26 protein-coding genes are annotated in these 19,181 nt (G+C 71.6%); 12 read left to right on the top strand and 14 right to left on the bottom strand.

The features are described from left to right. Positions 1 to 18: 18 nt before the first annotated feature. The 3 genes from ACE3Q8_RS02420 to ACE3Q8_RS02430 all read left to right on the top strand — a co-directional run bounded on the left by ACE3Q8_RS02420 (position 19) and on the right by ACE3Q8_RS02430 (position 2,673). On the top strand, positions 19 to 507 hold the full coding sequence (locus ACE3Q8_RS02420; RefSeq protein ID WP_374468557.1) for a hypothetical protein: 489 nt from the start codon (positions 19 to 21) through the stop codon (positions 505 to 507). A gap of 218 nt (positions 508 to 725) precedes the next feature. Continuing rightward, the gene (locus ACE3Q8_RS02425) at positions 726 to 2,279 is read left to right on the top strand and encodes a flavin monoamine oxidase family protein (RefSeq protein WP_374468559.1); all 1,554 of its coding nucleotides are present in this window, start codon (positions 726 to 728) and stop codon (positions 2,277 to 2,279) included. Between the two features lies 1 nt (position 2,280). Then, positions 2,281 to 2,673 carry a cytochrome c gene (locus ACE3Q8_RS02430; protein WP_374468561.1) on the top strand — a complete coding sequence of 131 codons (393 nt, stop codon included), beginning with the start codon at positions 2,281 to 2,283 and terminating at the stop codon, positions 2,671 to 2,673. Between the two features lie 99 nt (positions 2,674 to 2,772). Here ACE3Q8_RS02430 and ACE3Q8_RS02435 read toward each other — a convergent pair whose 3' ends face one another. From ACE3Q8_RS02435 to ACE3Q8_RS02445, 3 genes are all read right to left on the bottom strand, one after another. Further along, a complete protein-coding gene (locus ACE3Q8_RS02435) occupies positions 2,773 to 3,021 on the bottom strand; it encodes a hypothetical protein (RefSeq protein ID WP_374468562.1) in 249 nt (82 codons plus the stop codon). Positions 3,022 to 3,041: 20 nt separating this feature from the next. Next, entirely contained in the window at positions 3,042 to 3,200 is a 159-nt protein-coding gene (locus tag ACE3Q8_RS02440) for a hypothetical protein (RefSeq protein ID WP_374468564.1), read from the bottom strand. Between the two features lie 202 nt (positions 3,201 to 3,402). Next, positions 3,403 to 5,229, bottom strand: a complete 1,827-nt coding sequence (locus ACE3Q8_RS02445; protein ID WP_374468566.1) for a DUF885 family protein — start codon at positions 5,227 to 5,229, stop codon at positions 3,403 to 3,405. Between the two features lie 293 nt (positions 5,230 to 5,522). Between ACE3Q8_RS02445 and ACE3Q8_RS02450 the strand changes: the two genes are divergently transcribed. The 3 genes from ACE3Q8_RS02450 to ACE3Q8_RS02460 all read left to right on the top strand — a co-directional run bounded on the left by ACE3Q8_RS02450 (position 5,523) and on the right by ACE3Q8_RS02460 (position 7,219). Further along, positions 5,523 to 5,684 carry a hypothetical protein gene (locus tag ACE3Q8_RS02450; protein ID WP_374468568.1) on the top strand — a complete coding sequence of 54 codons (162 nt, stop codon included), beginning with the start codon at positions 5,523 to 5,525 and terminating at the stop codon, positions 5,682 to 5,684. Between the two features lie 40 nt (positions 5,685 to 5,724). Further along, positions 5,725 to 6,693, top strand: a complete 969-nt coding sequence (gene corA / locus ACE3Q8_RS02455; protein WP_374468570.1) for a magnesium/cobalt transporter CorA — start codon at positions 5,725 to 5,727, stop codon at positions 6,691 to 6,693. Positions 6,694 to 6,859: 166 nt separating this feature from the next. After that, positions 6,860 to 7,219, top strand: coding sequence for a response regulator (locus ACE3Q8_RS02460; RefSeq protein ID WP_374468572.1), 360 nt, complete (start codon positions 6,860 to 6,862; stop codon positions 7,217 to 7,219). On the opposite strand, the gene ACE3Q8_RS02465 is transcribed toward ACE3Q8_RS02460, so the two are convergent. Both ACE3Q8_RS02465 and ACE3Q8_RS02470 read right to left on the bottom strand, forming a co-directional pair. After that, on the bottom strand, positions 7,216 to 7,437 hold the full coding sequence (locus tag ACE3Q8_RS02465; RefSeq protein WP_374468574.1) for a hypothetical protein: 222 nt from the start codon (positions 7,435 to 7,437) through the stop codon (positions 7,216 to 7,218). The genes ACE3Q8_RS02460 and ACE3Q8_RS02465 overlap by 4 nt on opposite strands. 67 nt (positions 7,438 to 7,504) lie before the next feature. Next, entirely contained in the window at positions 7,505 to 8,542 is a 1,038-nt protein-coding gene (locus tag ACE3Q8_RS02470) for a YbhN family protein (protein WP_374468576.1), read from the bottom strand. A gap of 103 nt (positions 8,543 to 8,645) precedes the next feature. Here ACE3Q8_RS02470 and ACE3Q8_RS02475 point away from each other — a divergent pair, with 103 nt between their 5' ends. Continuing rightward, positions 8,646 to 9,293, top strand: coding sequence for a BON domain-containing protein (locus ACE3Q8_RS02475; RefSeq protein ID WP_374468578.1), 648 nt, complete (start codon positions 8,646 to 8,648; stop codon positions 9,291 to 9,293). Here the strand turns inward: ACE3Q8_RS02475 and ACE3Q8_RS02480 are convergent. Continuing rightward, positions 9,286 to 9,696 (bottom strand): hypothetical protein, encoded by a 411-nt coding sequence (locus tag ACE3Q8_RS02480; protein WP_374468580.1) that lies wholly within the window; start codon positions 9,694 to 9,696, stop codon positions 9,286 to 9,288. The two genes, ACE3Q8_RS02475 and ACE3Q8_RS02480, sit on opposite strands and share 8 nt — an antisense overlap. 82 nt (positions 9,697 to 9,778) lie before the next feature. On the opposite strand from ACE3Q8_RS02480, the gene ACE3Q8_RS02485 reads away from it, so the two are divergent. Beyond that, positions 9,779 to 10,090, top strand: coding sequence for a polyhydroxyalkanoic acid system family protein (locus ACE3Q8_RS02485; RefSeq protein ID WP_374468582.1), 312 nt, complete (start codon positions 9,779 to 9,781; stop codon positions 10,088 to 10,090). A 90-nt stretch (positions 10,091 to 10,180) separates the two neighbouring features. Further along, positions 10,181 to 10,366, top strand: coding sequence for a hypothetical protein (locus ACE3Q8_RS02490; protein ID WP_374468584.1), 186 nt, complete (start codon positions 10,181 to 10,183; stop codon positions 10,364 to 10,366). 250 nt (positions 10,367 to 10,616) lie between these two features. On the opposite strand, the gene ACE3Q8_RS02495 is transcribed toward ACE3Q8_RS02490, so the two are convergent. Further along, positions 10,617 to 11,009 (bottom strand): helix-turn-helix transcriptional regulator, encoded by a 393-nt coding sequence (locus ACE3Q8_RS02495; RefSeq protein ID WP_374468586.1) that lies wholly within the window; start codon positions 11,007 to 11,009, stop codon positions 10,617 to 10,619. 29 nt (positions 11,010 to 11,038) lie between these two features. On the opposite strand from ACE3Q8_RS02495, the gene ACE3Q8_RS02500 reads away from it, so the two are divergent. Further along, positions 11,039 to 12,085 (top strand): alpha/beta hydrolase, encoded by a 1,047-nt coding sequence (locus tag ACE3Q8_RS02500; RefSeq protein ID WP_374468587.1) that lies wholly within the window; start codon positions 11,039 to 11,041, stop codon positions 12,083 to 12,085. A gap of 6 nt (positions 12,086 to 12,091) precedes the next feature. Here ACE3Q8_RS02500 and ACE3Q8_RS02505 read toward each other — a convergent pair whose 3' ends face one another. Further along, positions 12,092 to 12,556 (bottom strand): Lrp/AsnC family transcriptional regulator, encoded by a 465-nt coding sequence (locus ACE3Q8_RS02505; protein ID WP_374468589.1) that lies wholly within the window; start codon positions 12,554 to 12,556, stop codon positions 12,092 to 12,094. A gap of 236 nt (positions 12,557 to 12,792) precedes the next feature. On the opposite strand from ACE3Q8_RS02505, the gene ACE3Q8_RS02510 reads away from it, so the two are divergent. Further along, positions 12,793 to 13,065 carry a hypothetical protein gene (locus tag ACE3Q8_RS02510; protein ID WP_374468591.1) on the top strand — a complete coding sequence of 91 codons (273 nt, stop codon included), beginning with the start codon at positions 12,793 to 12,795 and terminating at the stop codon, positions 13,063 to 13,065. A gap of 7 nt (positions 13,066 to 13,072) precedes the next feature. Here ACE3Q8_RS02510 and ACE3Q8_RS02515 read toward each other — a convergent pair whose 3' ends face one another. From ACE3Q8_RS02515 to ACE3Q8_RS02525, 3 genes are read right to left on the bottom strand one after another with little or no spacing between them, the layout of a single operon-like run. Further along, a complete protein-coding gene (locus ACE3Q8_RS02515) occupies positions 13,073 to 14,086 on the bottom strand; it encodes a DUF2891 domain-containing protein (RefSeq protein WP_374468593.1) in 1,014 nt (337 codons plus the stop codon). Beyond that, entirely contained in the window at positions 14,070 to 15,020 is a 951-nt protein-coding gene (locus ACE3Q8_RS02520) for a DUF979 domain-containing protein (RefSeq protein WP_374468595.1), read from the bottom strand. Before ACE3Q8_RS02520 ends, ACE3Q8_RS02515 begins: the two co-directional genes overlap by 17 nt. Further along, on the bottom strand, positions 15,017 to 15,685 hold the full coding sequence (locus ACE3Q8_RS02525) for a DUF969 domain-containing protein (RefSeq protein ID WP_374468597.1): 669 nt from the start codon (positions 15,683 to 15,685) through the stop codon (positions 15,017 to 15,019). Before ACE3Q8_RS02525 ends, ACE3Q8_RS02520 begins: the two co-directional genes overlap by 4 nt. 87 nt (positions 15,686 to 15,772) lie before the next feature. On the opposite strand from ACE3Q8_RS02525, the gene ACE3Q8_RS02530 reads away from it, so the two are divergent. Continuing rightward, positions 15,773 to 15,898: a hypothetical protein gene (locus tag ACE3Q8_RS02530; protein WP_374468599.1), complete on the top strand. Its 126-nt coding sequence runs from the start codon at positions 15,773 to 15,775 to the stop codon at positions 15,896 to 15,898. Between the two features lies 1 nt (position 15,899). On the opposite strand, the gene rsmA is transcribed toward ACE3Q8_RS02530, so the two are convergent. The 3 genes from rsmA to ACE3Q8_RS02545 are packed head-to-tail and all read right to left on the bottom strand — an operon-like array spanning position 15,900 to position 19,130. After that, complete coding sequence (rsmA, locus tag ACE3Q8_RS02535; RefSeq protein WP_374468601.1) at positions 15,900 to 16,721, bottom strand: 16S rRNA (adenine(1518)-N(6)/adenine(1519)-N(6))-dimethyltransferase RsmA; 822 nt, start codon at positions 16,719 to 16,721, stop codon at positions 15,900 to 15,902. A 1-nt stretch (position 16,722) separates the two neighbouring features. Then, complete coding sequence (gene pdxA / locus ACE3Q8_RS02540) at positions 16,723 to 17,730, bottom strand: 4-hydroxythreonine-4-phosphate dehydrogenase PdxA (protein ID WP_374468603.1); 1,008 nt, start codon at positions 17,728 to 17,730, stop codon at positions 16,723 to 16,725. Continuing rightward, the gene (locus tag ACE3Q8_RS02545) at positions 17,727 to 19,130 is read right to left on the bottom strand and encodes a peptidylprolyl isomerase (protein WP_374468605.1); all 1,404 of its coding nucleotides are present in this window, start codon (positions 19,128 to 19,130) and stop codon (positions 17,727 to 17,729) included. Before ACE3Q8_RS02545 ends, pdxA begins: the two co-directional genes overlap by 4 nt. Positions 19,131 to 19,181 lie beyond the last annotated feature (51 nt).

The raw sequence follows: 19,181 nt of genomic DNA on the forward strand, positions 1-19,181 counted from the left end.
GTCTGGAGGAGTTTTCACATGAACATGCGCGCGATCGTGGCCGGCCTGGCGCTGAGCGCCGCTCTGGCCGTCCCGGCCCTGGCCCACCCTGTGGACGGGGCCTGGAAGGAACAGCACAACGACACCCCCGGCATCACCACCCCGGCCAACTTCAAGCTGACCATCTGGATGAAGGTGGAAGGCGACGAGCTGCACTACTACTCCGAGAACACCACCCAGCCGGACAAGCCGTACATCAGCGAGCACGTCTCGAAGCTCGACGGCACGGTCGCCCCGTTCCCGAACCAGGTGCGATTCAACCAGATCTCCACCCTGCTGACCGAACCTCATGAGCTGCAGGTGCTGAAGATGAAGGATGGCGACGTCATCGCCGGCGAGTTCTGGACCTTCAGCAAGGACGGCAAGACCGCGGTCCGGCGGGGGATCAGCAAGAATCCGGAGGGCAAGTCGCGCGCCTACCAGGAGCATTTCGTGAAGGTGACGGACAAGCCGCAGCACCGGAAGTGAGGCTGCCGGGCGCCCCGCCGCGACGGCCCGCCCGGGGCGCCCATCCGCTGGTCAGCGACAGGCCGGAATGCAGACAAGCCGCAGGAAAACCAGCCGCTTGCGGCCGCATCGTTAGGTGAGGCCGAACCGGCCGGATAGCCTTCCCGAAGTTCACCAGCGAAGCGGGGGCTCTTCGGGGAATGGGTGCGGACGGACAGACGCCGACGCGGCGTCAGCTCATGCGGGCGGTCGGCCTGATCGGCGGGTCGGCGGCGATCTACCAGTTGATGACCACCTTCGGCCACGCGGCCGAGACTCGGTTCGACGGACCGCCGAAGCTGGCCGGCGCCCGCAAGGGCGCCTCGGTGATCGTGCTGGGGGCGGGGCTCGCCGGCATGCTGGCCGCCCACGAGCTCGAGAAGGCGGGCTACAAGGTCCGCATCCTGGAATACCAGGGCCGCGCGGGCGGCCGGAACTGGTCGCTCTACGGCGGCGACACCTACACCGAGATGGGCGGGGCGACCCAGAACGTCCGCTTCGCCAAGGGCAACTACCTGAACCCGGGACCCTGGCGGATCCCGCACCATCACCGCACCCTGCTGCACTACTGCAAGGCTTTCGGCGTCGCGCTGGAGCCGTTCATCCAGTTCAACCACAACGCCTACATCCACACCACGGAGGCGTTCGGCGGGGCGCCGCAGCGGTTCCGTTCGCTGGCGGCCGACTTCGAGGGCGGCGTGGCCGAGCTGCTCGGCAAGGCCGTCGACCAGAAGGCGCTCGACGCCCGGATGACGCCCGAGGACATGGACCGGCTGAAGGAGGCGCTGCGCGGCTGGGGCATGCTCGACGAGAACATGCGCTACGTGAAGGGCGAGCGCTCCTCCAGCCACCGCGGCTGGGCGCTGCCGCCGGGCGGCGGCGTCGGCGGGGCCCCGAAGCCGTCGGACCTGTTCCCGTTCGACGAGGTGCTGAAGTCGGGCGTCTGGGCCCAGATGGCGTTCTTCATGAACGACGAGTTCCAGACCACCATGTTCCAGCCGGTAGGCGGCATGGGCAAGATCGGGGAGGGCTTCGCCCGCCAGGTGGGCCACCTGATCAGCTACAACGCCAAGGTGACGAAGCTGCGCCAGGACAGGTCGGGGGTGACCGTCACCTACGCCGACACCCAGAACGGCGGGGTCACCGAAGCCAAGGCGGACTTCTGCGTCTGCACCATCCCGCTGACGGTGCTCAGCCAGATCGACAACAACCTCTCCGAGAAGAAGAACGCCGCCATCCAGGCGGTGCCGTACTCGGCCTCGGTCAAGGTCGGACTGGAGATGCGGCGGCGGTTCTGGGAGGAGGACTACGACATCTACGGCGGCCACTCCTTCACCAACCAGCAGATCGGCCTGGTCTCCTACCCGAACAACAACTTCTTCCAGAACGGCCCGGCCGTGCTGCTCGGCGCCTTCGCCTACGGGGCCGGCGGCTACCACCTGTCGGGGATGACGCCGCAGGAGCGGATCGAGGTCGCCCTGCAGGAGGGTTCGGTGTTCCACCCGGACAGCTACCGCAAGGAGTTCCTGAACGGCGCCTCCGTGGCCTGGAGCCGGGTGCCCTGGGCGCTGGGCTGCTGCGCCCGCTGGAACGAGGAGACCCGCCGCGACCACTACCAGGAGCTCGTGGCGCTGGAGGACCGCATCGTGCTCGCCGGCGAGCACGCCTCCTACGTCGGGTGCTGGATGGAGGGCTCGCTGCTCTCGGCGCTCGACGCCATCACTCGCCTGCACAAGCGCGCCCTGGAGGCCTGAGATGCGGACCCGACTGATCGCCGCCGCCCTGATCCTCTCCGCCCTGCCGGCCCTGGCCGACGAGCCGGGTCCGGGCGGCAGCAAGCCGCCGGTCCCGAAGACCGGAGCCGAGGTCTACAAGGTCTATTGCCAGGCCTGCCACATGGCCGACGCCAAGGGGGCCGTGGGCGCGGCGGCCTTCCCCGCGCTCGCTGCCAATCCCCGGCTGGGCAGCCCGCAGTACGCCATGTTCATCATCGAGAACGGCAAGGCGGCGATGCCCGGCTTCAAGGGCAGCCTGACGCCGGCCCAGGAGGCGGCGCTGATCGGCTACCTGCGGACCCACTTCGGCAACAGCTATCCCGAGCCGGTGACCGTCGCCGACGTGGAGGCCATGCGCAAGGCGGCCCGCTGAAGTCCTGCCGCCCGCCCGGGCGCCCTGCGTCGCGCGGCGAACGACCCGCACCGACAGCGGGAGGTCAGAGCCTGTGCCGGGGAGGCGGCGCTGCGCCGCCTAGGCGAACTTCTCGACCGCCGGCGACGCCAAGCCCAGCGTCTCGATGCTCCAGAGCACCAGGCCGCGCGCGTCTTCGACCGTCACCGTGATGTTCGGCTTGCTCCAGAAGGCATCACCCTCATCGATCAACATGCGGCCGAGGAGTTCGACTGCAGCTCGTTGGGCCGCCTGGAGGCTCGGCAATTCCGTCCCCTCCCGATCCACCGAGTGCTCGCCGTACTGAACATGGAAGTAGAAGGTCTGCATGGCCCACCCGTCCCGCGCCGTCAGGCAGGGTTGGATTCCTCGTCGTTGGCTGCCCGGGGCGCCTTGGGGAACACTTGCTGACGAGCGCGTTCCACCACGTTGCGACGCGCGAGCCTCATGGCTGCGGCGTCGGCCTGCTGAGCTGTCCTTCGTTGATCGTATTCCAGGTCTTGAGACATCGCGGCTCTCCCTTCGCAGGCGGGAGCACGCAGGTCTCTCTGCCATCGGCGCCTGGATCTGCCTGGCCGATGATGACCCAGTCTACCCCTCCCACGAGCGGCGCGCCAGCACCGAGGGCCGGGACCCTCGTAGACGGCCCCGCGCACCTCAGCGGTCACACCCGGCCCTCCTCGGTCCGGGAGGAGGGCTCTCGGGCTCTCGTCAGGCCTTCCGGCTCGCGATCCAGCGGTCGACCCGCGCCTCGAGGATGTCGAGGGGCAGGGAGCCTGCCCCCAGCACGGCCTCGTGGAAGCCCTTCTGGTCGTAGCGGTCGCCGAGCGCCTGACGGGCGCGGGCGCGCAGCTCGAGGATCTTGACCATGCCGACCTTGTAGGAGGTGGCCTGGCCGGGGTTCACCAGGTAACGGCGGACCTCGGAGCGGATCTTCGACGCCGGCTGCGGGGAGTTGGCGGTGTAGAACTCCAGCGCCTGGGCCTCGCTCCAGCCCTTGGCGTGCAGGCCGGTGTCGACCACCAGGCGGATGGCGCGCCAGATCTCGCGGCCCAGCCGGCCGAAGTCGCTGTACGGGTCCTTGTAGAAGCCCATCTCCTTCGCCAGCAGCTCGGAGTAGAGGCCCCAGCCCTCAATGTAGGCGCCGTAGCCGTACTGGCCGCGGAACTTGGGCTGACCGGTCATCTCCTGGGCCAGCGAGATCTGCATGTGATGCCCGGGCCAGCCCTCATGGTAGGCGGTGCCCTCCAGCTCGAAGGTGGGCGCGCCGCCCATGTCGGAGAGGTGGACGTAGAAGGTCCCGGGACGCGAGCCGTCCGGGGCGCCGGAGTTGTAGTGGGCCGCGCCGCCGGCCTCCTCGCGGAAGGCCTCCACCCGCTTCACGATCAGCGGCGCCTTCGGCAGCCGGCCGAACTGCTCGGGCAGTCGGGCGTGGATCGCCGAGAGGTAGTCGTCGGCGGCCTTCAGGTACTCCGCCCGGCCGGCGTCCGTGTTGGGCAGGAAGAAGCGCTTGTCCGTCCGCATGAAGACGAAGAAGTCCTCGAGCGATCCCGTGAAGCCGATGCGCGCCTTGAGCTGCTCCATCTCGCCGCGGATCCGCTTCACCTCGGCGAGGCCGAGGTCGTGGATCTGGTCGGCGGTCATGCCGGTGGTGGTCTGCAGGCGCAGTAAGGCGTCGTAGTAGGCGCGGCCGTTCGGCAGGGCGTGCACACCCTGCGGCTCCGGCGTGGTTTTCTCGCGCTCTGTGGTCAGCCAGGCGGCGACGCGCTCGTAGGCCGGCTTCATGCCGCCGGTCATGGCCTGGGCCTGGACGGCCAGCAGGCGCTCGGCGCCGGCCTGGTCCACCTTGCCCGCCTTCTGCAGGGCGGCGATCTTCTGGCGGGCGTCGGCGAAGAGCGCCGAGTCCGGTCCGGCGCCGAACGGGGCGCCGGTGGTCAGGCGGCGCACGTCCTCAAGCGCCTGGTCGAAGGCGAACCGCGGCGGGCGGACGCCCTCGGCGGCGGCGCGGGTGGCGCGGCCGAGCGCGACGTCCAGGGCCGGGCCTATGGCGCGCGTCCGCGCCGTATAGGCCTCCATGTCGGATACGTCGTCGACGGCGTGCTCGTTGATCAGGAAATTCGGCAGCGAGCTCTGGGGCCCGCCGCGGACGAAGATGTACTCGTTGCGGCGCCAGCGGAGCTCGGTCTCGGCCCGCGCCAGCTCCAGGGCCCACATGTCGTACGAGGTGCGCGCCTCGTCGCTGAGCTTCGCGCCCGCGAACTGCGCCTTCATCTTGGCCACGCTCTGACGGCGCCAGGCCACCAGCCGCTCCGCGGCGGCGTCGCTGCGGTCGGTGAGCTCGGCATAGCGCGCCTTTCGGCCGAGGCGCGTGAGCCACTGCGGGTCCATCTGGACCTCTTCCTCGAACTGCGCGTCGAGGAAGGCGGTCAGCCGCCGGTCGGCGTCGGAGCCGCCCTGCGCCGCCACGAGGCCGGGCAGGCCGGCGAGGGCGCTTGCGCCCAGCAGGGAAAGGCCAAATTCGCGTCTGGAAAACCGCATGCACACCTCCACTCTCGTGCGAGGCGTAGCCGGGTTCGCGGGGCGGGGACAAGCGGCGAGGCCCGGAGGCCGGGGATATCGCTCCCCGGCGGCGGCCGGCTCCCTGTCCGGGGGGACGTAGCCGGCTGCGGGCGATGTCTACGGCTCTGGCCCGCTTACCGCTCGGCCACCCTTCGGAGGAAACCGAACCCCGTTGTTCGCCTCCGGCGCGAGTCTTCACAACCGCCGGGCGGCCTGAAATGGGTCGGCGCCGCTCGCACGCAACCGAAGCTCGGCCTTGGAGTTCTGGCGACATGCACGACGCCCAGACCTGCCGCCGCCGGGCGGCCGAATTCGAAGCCGACGCCCAGCAGGTGACCGGGGCGAACCGGCGCCGCTATCTCGACCTCGCCGAGTGCTGGCGCGAGCTGGCCGCCTCGATGGAGCGCCAGGCGCCGCGCGAACTCGCCGCCTGACGCGGTGGATCGCCGTACCGGCGGCTGCTAGAGCGCGAGCATGAGCGTCGTCGCCGCCTATGCGTACCGCCACGGGATCCGGGTCCGCGCGCTGTCGCTGGACGACGGACCGAGCCTGGCGCTGGCGCCGGAGGAGTTCGCCTGGATCGGGCTCTACGAACCCAAGGCCGACGAGCTGCGCATCCTCGGGGAGCGGTTCGGCCTGCACCCGCTCGCCATCGAGGACGCGCTCAAGGCGCACCAGCTCCCCAAGGCCGAGGTCTACGACGGCGAGCTGTTCGTGGTCGCCAAGACCGCCCAGGTCGCGGAGCGGGAGATCACCTACGGCGAGACCCACATCTTCCTCGGGCCGCAGCACATCATCACCGTGCGGCACGGCTCGGCCCGCGCCCATACCGACCTTCGGGCCCAGTTGGAGGCCGCGCCGCGGCTGCTGGCCCACGGCGGCGACTACATCCTGCACGCCATCCTGGACTTCGTGGTGGATGGCTATGTGCCGATCGTCGACGAGATCGAGGAGGAGGTGCTGGCCATGGAGCGCCAGACCCTCGACGCCTTCCTGTCGCGACCCGAGATCATGCGCATCTTCCAGCTCCGCCGGGAGCTGATGCGCTTCCGGCGGATCCTGGGGCCCATGGAGGAGATGGCGAGCCGCCTGGAGCACCTGGAGACGCCCTGCATCGACCCGGAGGTGCGGCCCTACTTCCGCGACGTGCTGGACCACGTCCGCAGGGTGTCGCTGCGGGTGGAGGGCCTGCGCGAGGTGCTGTCGTCGGTGTTCGAGGTGGCGGGCCTGCTCGAGCAGCAGCGGCAGGGGGCGATCACCCGCAAGCTCGCGGCCTGGGCGGCGATCCTGGCGGTGCCCACCGCCATCGCCGGGATCTACGGCATGAACTTCGACAACATGCCCGAACTGCACGCCCGCTACGGCTACTATGCGGTGCTCGCGGCGATCGCGGTCGTCTGCCTGGGCCTCTACGCCAAATTCAAGCAATCGCGCTGGCTCTAGGGAACCATCGCCGGGGAGCGGCGGTTTCCCGACCAGCAGCGGCAGGCGCTCCCCCCGAGCCGGACGGCCGCAGCAAGACCCCGTCGCCCGGCAGCGAGCGACGGGGTCTCGTCATTTTGCGGGAGCGCGCGGGCGAGGCCGTGCGGCGGGCGTAGGAGCGGGCGTGATGACCAGCATTCTCCTCGTGGAGGACGAGCCTTTCGTGGCCGAGCTGGTCGAGGAGGCGCTCAGCGAAGCCGGCCTGGAGGTAAAGGTGGCGCGGGACGACCGTGCGGCCTTCGCGGCGTTGGAAGGCGAGGCGCGGAGCTTCGCGGCCCTGGTTACCGACGTGAACCTCGGCCCCGGCGCCAATGGCTTCGAGGTGGCCCGCCGGGCCCGCGAGCTGAACGCCGACATCAAGGTGGTCTACATCACCGGCCATGCCGCGCACCTGGCGCGCCAGGGCGTCGCCGACGCCCTGATGTTCCCCAAGCCCTTCGACGCGCTGGAACTGGCCGACCGCGTGCGGGGGCTCTGCGACAGCTAGAGACGGCGGGCGGCTTCGTCCCGCAGGGTGCGCGGGTCGCCGGGCAGGCGGATGTGCGCCCCGGCCGCCTGGAGCTCGGCGATGCGCGCCTCGTCGAAGCCCGGCACGCAGGCGACTTCCTCCCAGCTCAGATAAGGCCGCCAGAGGATCAGGTCGTAGGCGCTCTCGAGGCCGACGAGCTTCGTCAGCGCCGCCACGCTGGCCGTGTTGAGGTCCATCCGCCGCCTCCCGCGGTCGTGGAGCCGCCCCAGTCGCCAGGACAACAAATGTGAAGGAGCAGAGTTCCTACGGCCGCCCTTCGCCGGCCCGCGGCCGACGCAAGGTCAGCCCGGCGAGCGCCAGCACGGCCACCAGCAGCGGCAGCAGGAAGTAGGCCAGGCGGTAGCCCAGAAACGCGGCGGCCAGGGCGGCCGGCGGCGCCTTGGGCAGCAGGGCCGACAGGGAGCCCTCGAACACCCCGGCGCCGGCCGGCACGGTGGAGATCAGGCCCGCCACGCAGGCGATGGCGTAGGCGCCGACGAAGGCCAGGTAGTCCACCGTGTCAGGCGGCAGCAGGATCCAGATGATCGCACAGGCCGTGGCGTTGTCGGCGGCGCCCACCGAGAGCTGGATCAGGGCCTTGCCGGGGGAAGGCAGGACGAGGGTCCGGCCGAAGGCGTGCAGCGGCCGGCGGTGGAAGGCGCAGGCCAGGAGGTAGGCCGCCACGCCGGACAGCAGGACCATGCCGGCGGTGCGCGCCACGGGCGTGGCGATGGCGCTGGCGGCCAGCGCCTGGGGGCTCGCCAGCAGCAGCCCGGCGCCGGCCAGGGTGGAGATGCCCACCGCGAACGAGAAGCCCTGGAAGAGCGTGGCGCCGGCCACCTGGGTGAGGCTCACGCCGTAGCGGTCGTACAGCCGCGCCCGCACGGCGCCGGAGACCAGCAGGTTGGCGCCCAGGGCGTGGGCGATGGCGTTGGCGATGAAGGCGGTCGACAAGGTCGGGCCCCAGGGCAGGCGCGCGCCCATCCATGTGAGCCCGACCTTCTCGACCACGCCCATCAGGAGGAAGCTCAGGGCCGAGAGGACCAGGGCCGCGGCGATGTCGGCCGATCCCCAGCGGCGGATCTCGGCGGCGATCTCGCCGGGGCTCAGGTGGTGGTAGTCGCGCCAGAGCACGTAGACGGCGGCGCCCAGCAGGACGAGGGGGATCAGCCTGAGCGCCCAGCGCCGCAGGAGCACCCCGAGCGTCGTCCGCCGGTCGGGCAGGGCCTGGGCGAGCTCGTCCTCCAGCGGATGGTCCCGCGGGAGGGGGGCAAGGTCCGGTGGCGCCGCGGGCTTCTGCACGGGTGCTGGTGTCTCAGGAGTCGGGCAGGGCGTCACGCCGGCGGGAACCGAAGCCAATGGCGCAGGTTTCAGGCGCGGACCTACCCTGCAGGAGGAGACGACCATGCCGCGCGACGAATGGCGGGATCGTGACGAAGGGCGCCGGGAGCGCCACGACCGGATGCGCGACCGCGACGATTTCGGCCAGGCGGACTACTCCACCGACTACGGCTACGACCCGCGCCGCCGGGCCGGCTATCGCTCGGCCGAGGAGGCGACCTTCCGGCGGGACGACTACGGCCAGGCCGACTACTCCACCGACTTCGGGTACGATCCCGAGCGCGGGACCGGCTACCGCCGCTTCGCGGGCGACGAGCGCGGCGCGGACCGCCGGACGGACGTGGCCGACGAGCGCCGTGACCATCCCGGCGAGCGCTACGAGGACGAGCGCGGCGACGGCCGCTCCTGGCGCGGCCGGGCCGGCGGTCTGTTCGGCGGCCGCGGGCGCGACGACGAGCACCGCTCGCGCCGGCGCGGGCCCTCGGACCGGGTGCTCTGGGCGGTGATCGTCGAGCGCCTGGAAGACGAGCGCCGCCTGGACCTGCGCGACGTGGAGGTGATCGTCGAGGACGGCGAGGTGACGCTGAACGGCACCGTGCGCCGCAAGGAGGACAAGCGCCGCATCGAGGACATCGCCGACATCGACGGCGTCCGCCACGTGCAGAACAACCTGCGGGTCCGCGAGCGGGACCGCGGCTGGACCTTCATCTAGCCCGCGGCGGAAACCGGCGGCGGAAGCGCTCGACGATCACGGGCGCGATCGCCGCCGCGAGGCCGCCCAGGTCGGCGACCCAGTTGTCCACCAGCGGCTCCAGCGGCGCCCCGGCCAGGAGGTGCAGCGCCTCGAGCGCGGTGGCGAACAGGCCGACGCCGAAGGCCACGTTGCGCAGCCGCACCCGCGGCAGGGCCGCCAGCGCGCAGAGCGCGAGCACGTAGAAGGCCGCGAAGTGCTGCAGGTTGGGCGAGCGGACGAAGTCCGGCACCAGCTCCGACGGCAGGAACTTCGCGATCACGATCGCCAGCGCCGCCCCGATCAGCGACAGGCGCGCGAGCACTGCGAACGGCCCCGCGTCCGGGTATCGCCCATCTCCGAAAAGCGTGCGGTCTTCCGTCAAGCCGGCCTCCCTCCGGCGGCGAACCTAGGGGCGAACGGGCGCGGGCGGAACCCCCGAGCGTGGCCTGTGCGTTTGAACGGGCATGAGCAAGGCGATCACCGTCAACATCCCTCACGAGCTTGGCCGCGCCGAGGCGCGCCGGCGGATCGAGGAGGGCTTCGCGCGCTTCTCCAGCCAGATGGGGGCCGCCGCCGGCGCCTTCACGAAGAGCTGGGATGGCGACCGCCTGAGCTTCTCGCTGCAGGCCATGGGCCAGGCGATCTCAGGCGCCATCGACGTGCAGGACACCTCCGTGCGGCTGGAGGTGCTGCTGCCGAACCTGCTGGCGCTCGTGGCCAACAAGCTGAAGGGCCGGCTGCAGAAGGAAGGGCAGATCCTGCTGGAGAAGAAATAGCGGCTTCGGCCGGAGTTCTGTCGGCTGGCTTACAAAGGACTCGGGGCCTCATCGACTAGCCTGCCGCCGTCTGGGTAGGGGGCGAGTCCTTTGGCGGCGTACAAGGTCCAGGTTCTGAACGAGAAGGGAAGCCTGGTGGTCGGCGCCACCCTGAACTGCGCCGACGATGCGGCCGCGAAGGCCAAGTTCATGACCCTGCCGCTGCCGCGGGGCGAGGCGCAGCTCTGGCTCGGCAAGCGCCTGGTGATGCGCCGGCTGGACGAGGACGCGGCCTAGGCGCGGGCGACCAGCAGGGCCGCCATCAGCAGAATCACCGCCGCCAGGGCGAGCCGGGCCAGCGCCGGCGCCGTGCGCTGGTCGAGCCGGCGGCTCATGGCTGCGCCGCCGGAGGCGCCGCCTCCACCTGGCCGTGGGCTGCGAAACCGCCCATGCGAATCTCCGTCCCCTGACTGTCCGTCCCAGCCTAGGAACGGCGTCAGGGCGGCGCTTCCCCCATTCGGGGGAGGGGCTCGCGGCGAGCGGGGGATCAGTCGCGCGCCGCCGCCCCGGGCTGCAGCAGCCGCGGCAGGTGCGCCTGGCGGCGGACGCCGGTCTTGCCGAAGATCGACTTCAGGTGGCTGCGCACGGTGCTTTCGGCGATCTCCATCACCCCGGCGCAGGTCTGCACCGTGCCGCCGTCCACGAGGTGCAGGACCACGCGGGTCTCCTGCGGGCTCAGGCTATGCTTGTCCCGGAGGTAGACCTCGCGGGCGCCGATCTGCCGGTCCAGGGCGACGCCGAGGGCGCGGGCGACCTGGCGGACCAGCGGATTGCCGGAATCGTAGGCGCCCTTCAGGCGCGGCACGATGCTGGGGTACAGCCGCGCATAGGTCTCCGCGCGCTTCAGCAAACGCTGGTCGAAAGCGTCTTCGTCGCTCATGGTCACGCTCCGTAGGAGTCGGGGTTAGCATGAGCGTCGCGTCGAGTTTTGGCCAGTTGGCGGCTGGCCGTGTCGAAATCCGCCAGATGGACGGTCCCGATACGGGCGCGCTCAAGTCGCTGATGCGCCGGGTGGCGAACAAGGCGATGCAGCGCATGGTCACCGCCTCCATGCGCGCGGCGGTCCGCGCCCACGAGCAGGGGCCGGAGGCCTTCCTGGCCTATGTGGAGCGCCAGCGGCGGATGCACGAGCGCTTCGACGCGCCGATCCTGCCGATGATGGAGGCCGAGGCGGTTCGGCAGGCCGGGCCCGGGCCGGGCCTCGCGTCGCCGCCGGCGCCGGCCGAGTGGTTCGCACCGCGCAAGAAGGCGCCGCGCGGCTTCGTCTTCTACGTCCATGGCGGCTCGTTCGTCGCCGAGCGGAGCCCGCGGATCACCCAGCTCGTGGCGCGCTTCGCCGCCTCGGCGGAGGCGCGGGTGTTCGCGCCGAGCTATCGCCTGGCCCCGGAGCATCCGTGTCCGGCGGCGGTGGACGACATCGTCGAGGCCTGGCGGTGGTTCCACGAGACCTGGCCCGGCGAGCCGGTGGTGGCGCTGGCCGAATCGGCCGGCACGGCGGTGCTGCTCTCGGCCCTGCAGCAGGCGCGCGCGGCGGGCCTGCCGCTGCCGAACGGCGTCGTCCTGCTTTCGCCCTGGGTGGACCTGTCGCTGCAGAGCTGGTCGGTGACCGCCGCCTCGCTGATGGGCACCACCCCCTACACCATGGAGAGCCTGGCGCTGGTGGCCCGGTTCTACCTGGACGGCCGCTCGGCCACCGACCCGGTGGCCTCGCCGCTGTTCGGCTCGTTCGAGGGCTTCCCGCCGATGCTGATCCATGCGAGCCGCGGCGACATACTCTACGACGACGCCGTGCGGCTGGCCGACAAGGTCCGGGAGGTGGGCGGCGATCTGACGGTGCGCCTGTGGACCGACGAGACCCACGTCTGGGAGCGGATGCACACGGCCAAGGCCAAGCAGTCGATCCTGCTGGCCGCCGAGTTCATCCGCCGCCATCTCGACGCCGGCCGGGCGAGCTGAGGCCGCTCAGAGCGGGACGGCGGTGGTGAACTTCACCCGCTTCTTGATGAAGCTCGCCTCGTAGCGGCGCACCGCCGGATGGCCGGCGATCTCGCTGTCGGTGAAGGCGTTGAACTCCTCCATGCCGCGGAAGATGCCGATGCAGGAGATGTCGTAGACGCCGGAGATCTCGACGCAGACCTGTACATGGGGCGATCGGCAGAGATGCTGGCGGAAGGCGGCCACGTCGGCCGGCGAGTGGCGCTCGAGCTGCACCATGATCAGCACCGAAAGCCGGTCGGCGACGGTGGCCGGCGCCAGGACCGAGACGTCGGCGGCGATCACGCCGTCCTCACGGTACTGCCGGATCCGCCGCAGGATGGCGGAAGGCGACAGCGGCACGCGCTCGGCGAGCTCCTGGGCCGTGGCCTGGTTGTTCTCCTGCAGGGCCGAGAGGATCTGGATGTCGAGCCGGTCTAGGGCGAAGGCCATGGTTACGCTCCCCGCCGGAACGAACCACAGGAATCGACCGCACCCCAATTAACTCGCGTTCATCCCGCTGGGCCGGACGCCCCTGAGTCCGCGGCGGAATCTGGGCGGCGTGCACAGCTACGCGCCATTCGTCCCCAAAATGGGGAGCCATATCCACAGGGCTGCACACTCGAGGCTTTGCAACCTGAAGGACTCAGCGTGACCTTCGGGGCGACGCATCTAGGGGGAGATCGGCAATGGATGTCGAACGCCTCTCGCCGGCGAGCCGGGACCTTCTTCTCCAGGCCCTGCCGGCGGGCCAAGTGGTGAACGTGCTGTACGAGGATGGAGCCCGGGTCGAGCTGGGGTTCGAGCGGGACCGCCGCTGTTTCGCGCTGGGGGAGCGGGGCTGGCTGAACTTCCTGGGCTGGGAGGGCGAGCCGCGGCGGGGGGCGGCCTGCGCCAGCCGCTGGGCGCTCACCGACCCCGCTCTGGAGCTGCTGGCCGGCGCGAAGCCGCCCGGGGCCTGAAGCGGCCTCAGCCGTCCTCGCCGGCGGTGAGCGCCAGGAGGGCGAAGGACGCGAGCCAGTGCTCGCCCATGTAGTCGCCGGCCACGTGCGGCAGGCTGGCCGCCAGATGCTCGGACGCCGCCGCCATGGCGGCGGGCCGGGCTGCTTCCGGCAGATGCGGGGCGAGCTCGCGCCAGCACCAGGCCCGCGAGAGATTCAGCCCGTCCAGGTGGACGATCTTGCCATCCGTGCGGTCGGAGACCACGGCGGGCGCGAACAGGCTGGCGGGACGCCTTCGCGCCGCGTGCGGCAGGAACTCCGCGAGCCAGGGATCGAACTCGTCGCGCGGCAGCACCCGGCGCAGGCATTCGGCCTCCACCAGCGTCGGCGACAGGAAGTCGTCGCTGGACGGCTCCCAGGCCTGGGCGTCGGCGTCGGCCAGGTACCAGCCGCGGGCCGTGGCGGCGAACAGCTCGAGCAGCTCCGTGTCGCCGGCCGCCCGGGCGTAGTCGCTGGCCAGGGCGAGCGCGAAGGCCGTCGAGGAATGGACGCCGGTGCGGATCGGGTAGGCGGCCTTCGGCAGGAAGGCGCGGAAACGGTCGGCGAAGGCGCAGGCGAGCGGGGTGAGGGTCGCGGCCCAGGGCGCGTCGTGAGCCAGGAGCTCGGCCTGCAGCTTCAGCAGCCAGCCCCAGCCGTACGGCCGCTCGAACCCGCGCGCGGAGGGGCGCGCCAGATAGGCCGTTTCGGCGGCGACCTTGCCGTCGGTGAAGGCTTCGTCGAACAGAGCGCGGATCTCGGCGGCCTCCGGGATCGCGGGAAAGCGGCGGAGCACGGTGGCCAGCGTCCAGTAGCCGTGAACGCAGGAGTGCCAGTCGAAGCTGCCGTAGAAGATCGGGTGCAGGTCGCGCGGACCGCGCACGTCCTGCGGCCCCTCCAGCACGTGATCCATCTTGTTGGGGTACTCGCGGGTCACGTGGCCGAGGGCGAGCCTGGCGAAGAGCGAGGCCTGCTCGGCGTTCAGCCGCTCAGAAGGCGAGGACATACATCAGCACCATGTTGGCGAGGAGCAGGGGAAGGGCGGTGGGGATCTGCGCCTTGATCACGGCGTAGCGGTCCGGCAGCTCCAGGAGCGCCGGGGGGACGAGATTGAAGTTGGCGGCCAGCGGGGTCATCAGCGTACCGCAGAAGCCCGAGAGCATGCCGATCGCGCAGACCACGGCCGGGTCTCCGCCGAACTGGCGGATCAGGATCGGCAGGCCGACGCCGGCGGTCATCACCGGGAAGGCGGCGAACGCGTTGCCCATCACGATGGTGAACCCGGCCATGCCCAGGCAGTAGACGGCGACCGCGGCGAGGCGGGTGTCCATGGGGATCCAGGCGGTGACCAGCTCGCCGATCACCTGGCCGACGCCGGCCAGGGCGAAGACGGCGCCCAGCGCGGCCAGCATCTGCGGGAGCAGGGCGGCCCAGCCCACCGTGTCCATCAGGCGCCGTCCCTCCTGCAGCGGGCTAACCAGCGGCTGGCGCAGCAGCACGAGGCCAACGCCCACCGCGACGATCGCCGCCAGCGCCAGGGAGAGGAGGGTGACCTGCTTCGGATCGAGCAGCGGCTGGCCGGCGAGGGTGATCGGCTTCAGGAGGAGGACGCCGATCACCACCACCAGGGGCAGGGTGAGCGCCGGGACGAACAGCTTCTCGCCGAACCGCTCGGCGAGCGCGCGGCGCTCCTCCGGCGAGGTGGTGGCGGGCTGGCCCCGGCCGAGCCAGCCGAAGCCGGCGATCAGCGCCAAGCCGAGCACCAGCACGCCGTTTCCGAGGTCGCCCAGCCGGTCGCCGGCCAGGAAGCTCAGCGCGACCAGGCCCCAGAAGGCGGCGTTGCCGAACCGCTTGGGGTTGTTGCGGTCCGTGGCGCTGAAGATGGAGAAGGCGGCGAAGACAAGCCCCGCCAGCAGGTAGACGGCGCCGAGCTTGATCACCGGGCGTGCTCCCGCCGGAGCTTCCGGTCGAACAGGAACAGCCGCAACGCGTGGATGGCGAAGGCGACGATGGCGGTCGGGATCGCCCACAGCGAGAGGTGGATGGGATCCATGGTGATCCCATTGGTGGCGAGGAAGCCCACCATCAGCAGGATCGAGCCGATGGCGATGAAGATGTCCTCGCCGAAGAAAAGGCCGATGTTGTCGGTGGCCGCCGCCTGGGCGCGCACCGCCTCGCGGGTGGCGTCGGGGACCTCCCCCAGCCTCGCCTCCACCGCGCCCTCGGCCATGGGCGCGACCATCGGGCGGACGCTCTGCGCGTGGCCGGCGATCGAGGTCAGGCCGAGCGCCGAGGTGAGCTGCCGGAAGGCCAGGTAGCCGATCAGGAACGGCCCCACCGAGGCCCCGCGGAAGCGGCCGATCAGGGTGCGCGCGCGCTCCTGGATGCCGGCGCGCTCCACCAGGCCCACCAGCGGATAGATCAGCAGGGCGGCGGACACGTAGCGGTTCTCGTTGAACGCCTTGCCGAAGGCCGCGAGCACCTCGACGGGACCGAGCCCCGCCGCGTAGCCGGTGACCAGGGCGGCCACGACCACCACCAGCAGCGGGTTGAATCGTAGGGCGAAGCCGAGGATCACCACGGCCACGCCCAGAAGGGTCCACATGCGGAATCCTCAGCGTCGGAGCGGGGCCGCATAGGAGCGCCTGGAGGCCCGTTCGGCAACGGCGTAGGCTGCCGTCCGGAGGTCCTCATGAGCGAACGCCCCGACGACGACATCGACATCGTGGAAGAGGCCGGCGAAGAGTCCTTCCCGGCCAGCGACCCGCCGGCTTGGGATCCCCCCGGCCGCGAGCGGACGCCGCGCGAGGAAGACTAGGCTAGCGCCGCGCCAGCCAGGCGTCGGCGAGCCGCAGGAAGCCGTCCACGTCCACCACCTCGGCGCGGACCTGCGGGTCGAGGCCGGCCGCCAAGATCAGCTCCTCGCCGCCCAGGGCCTTGAGGCTCGCCCGGAGCATCTTGCGCCGCTGCCCGAAGGCGGCGGCGGTGAGCTTCTGCAGCGCGTCGAGGCGGGGCGGGGCCGGGCGGTCGGCACGGGGCGTCAGCCGGACCACGGCCGAATCGACCTTCGGTGGCGGGGTGAAGGCGCGGGCCGGAACGTCCATGACGAGCTGGGCCTGGCACGTGGCCTGGGCGATCACCGCCAGCCGGCCGTAAGCCGAGGAGTCGGGCCGCGCGACGATCCGGTCGGCCACCTCCTTCTGGAACATCAGGGTGAGGGAGGCCGGGGTCCAGGGGCCGGTCAGCCACTTGATGAGAAGCGGCGTGCCGACGTTGTAGGGCAGGTTGGAGACCAGGTGGGCCGGTCCGCCGGCAAGGGCCTTCTCGTCCACCGCCAGGGCGTCGCCAAGCACGAGGGTGAGGTTGGGGGCGAGGGCGGCCAGCTCGTCCAGAAGCGGCCGGAAGCGCTCGTCCTTCTCCACGACGATGACCCGCGCGCCGGTCTCCAGCAGGGCGCGCGTCAGGCCGCCGGGACCGGGACCCACCTCGATGACGGTGTCACCGTCGCCCACCTGGGCCAGGCGGGCGATCTTGCGGGTGATGTTGAGGTCGAGGAGGAAATGCTGGCCGAACGACTTCTTGGCCATCAGCCCGTGCTCGGCGAGCACCTCGCGCAGCGGCGGCAGGTCGTCCAGCATCATGTCAGGCGGCTCGGGTGCGCGCGATCTGCTCCGCCAGCCGGATGGCGGCGATCAGGCTGTCGGGGCGCGCCACGCCGCGGCCGGCGATGTCGAAGGCGGTGCCGTGGTCGGGCGAGGTGCGCACGATCGGCAGCCCGAGGGTGACGTTCACCCCGCCCCAGAAGTCGAGCATCTTCACCGGGATCAGAGCCTGGTCGTGGTAGAGGCAGAGCGCGGCGTCGTAGAGCGCCCGCATCGGCTCTGGGAACAGGGTGTCGGCCGGGTAGGGGCCGGCGGCGTCGACGCCGAGGTCGCGCAGCGCCCGGACGGCCGGCTCGACCACCTCGATCTCCTCGCGGCCGATGCCGCCGCCTTCGCCCGCGTGCGGGTTGAGGCCGGCCACCGCCAGCCGGGGCTCGCGGATGCCGAAGTCACGGCGCAGCGCCTGGGCGGTGACGAGGCCGGCGTTGACGATCCGCTCCACGCTGAGCAGCGACGGCACCCGGGCGATCGGATCGTGCACCGTCACCAGGGTCACCCGCAGGTCGGCGGCGGTGAGCATCATGATCGGGCCGCGCGCGCCGTCGTAGCTGGTCGCCTGTGTGAGTTCGCCGAGGAACTCGGTGTGGCCGGGGAACTTGAAGCCCGCCTCGTAGAGCGGCGCCTTGGCGATGGGCGCCGTGACCACGCCCGAGACGTCGCCGCGCAACGCGAGGCCCACGGCCGTCTCGATCCACTGGATGATGGCGGGCGCGGCCGCGGCGGAGGGCTGGCCGGCCACCACGGGCGCCCGGAGGGGCAGGTCGAGCACGGGCAGGGCGTCGGGGAAGATCCTGAGCGCCTCGTCCGGGGTGGTCACCCGGCGCACAAGGCCGGCCGCCGCGCCGGGCGCGGAGGCCAGCGCCTGGGCGTCGCCGACGGCCACGAAGGCCGGCCCCGCCCCGCGCAGCTCCGCCCACGCCTTGGCGACGATCTCCGGACCGACGCCGGCCGGGTCGCCGAGAGTGAGCGCGAGCGGTCCTGTCTTCACCTGGTCTCGATGGTCGCCGAGTTGCGGAGGTCCCGCATGTAACGCCGCGCGATCATGGAAAGCTGCTGGCCGTAGAGCCGGTTCTCGATCTGGTCGCGGTTGAGCTGGGCCTCGCCCGCCGCCCGCTTGCCGCAGACGGCCAGGATGTGCAGCCCGGCGGAGGTGCGGATCGGCTCGGAGACCTGGCCGACCTGCAGGGTCTCGGCCGCCTGGCGGAAGGCCGGCGCCAGGTCGGCGATCTCGGCCTCGCCCAGGTCGCCGGCGATCACGCCCTGGGTGCGGCCGGCGGCGGCCTCGATGTCGCCGCAGCCGGTGGCGGCGGCGCGGACGGCCTCCAGCTTCACCCGCGCCGCGGCTTCATCGCCCGCCGAGGCGCCCTGGGTCAGCGGCACCGCCGCCTGCTTCAGGTTGACCATGGTCGCCGCCCCGCCCGAGCGCTTGTCGCGCAGGTAGATGATGTAGACGCCGTCGCGCACCGGGATCGGGGCGGAGAGCTGGCCGGGGCGGAGCTGCTCGAGAGCGGCGTCCACCTCCGACGGCATCTCGCCGGGGCTGATCCAGCCGGCGTCGCCGCCCGCCGCGGCGGTGGCCGAGGCGGAGAACTGGCGGGCCACGGCGGGGAAGGGCGCGCCCTGCTGCATCTGGGCGATGAGCTGCTGGGCGCCCTGGACGGCGGTCTCCATGCCGCCCACGCGGTTGGCGTCGATGAAGACTTCCGAGACCTGGTACTGCGGCTTCGAGGCCGCGGCCTGCAGGCGCTGCAGGGTGGCGGTGACCTGGTCGTCGCCGATGCGCAGGCGCGAGCCGTAGCGGCCGCGGATCCAGCGCTGCCAGCTCATCTGGGCGCGGATCTGCTGGAACAGGGTGTCGGAGCCGATGCCCTGGGCGCGCAGGGCGGAGAGGAATTGCTCGGCCCGCATGTTGTTCTGCTGGGCCATGGCGGCGACTTCCTCGTTCACCTCCTCGTCGGAGACGACGATGTCGATCTTCTGCTCGCGCTCCTGGCGGCGGAGCTCCTGGAGCTGCAGGCGCTCGTCGACGAGGGAGACCAGCGCCTCGCGCTGGAACTGCGGCAGGGTCTGCTCGGTGGGCTGCACGCCGGAGGTGGCGATCAGCAGCCGCATCCGCTGGCCGAGGTCGTAGGTGGAGATGATCTCGTCGTTCACCACCGCCGCCACCGATTCGGACAGCGCGCGGGGGCCCTGCGGCTGGGCCGGCGCCGCCGGCGCGGCCGGCGCGGCCGGGGCTTGCGGCTGGGCCTGCGCCTCGCGGCCGCCCATCGGGCCGCGCAGCCCCTGGGACTGGGCCTGGGCCGTCAGCGGCTGCACGGCCGCCAGCAGGGCGGCGACGGCCGCCGCGCCACGCGCCGCCTGGCCCGAGACGTAACGCAGATGCATCATGGACGAAGTCATTCCTTGGTGGCGCCGCCGTTCGAACCCCGGTCCGCGGCG

Origin of the sequence: Phenylobacterium sp. (assembly GCF_041913825.1) — a bacterium.
In the GTDB taxonomy this organism is placed as follows: Bacteria; Pseudomonadota; Alphaproteobacteria; order Caulobacterales; family Caulobacteraceae; genus Phenylobacterium.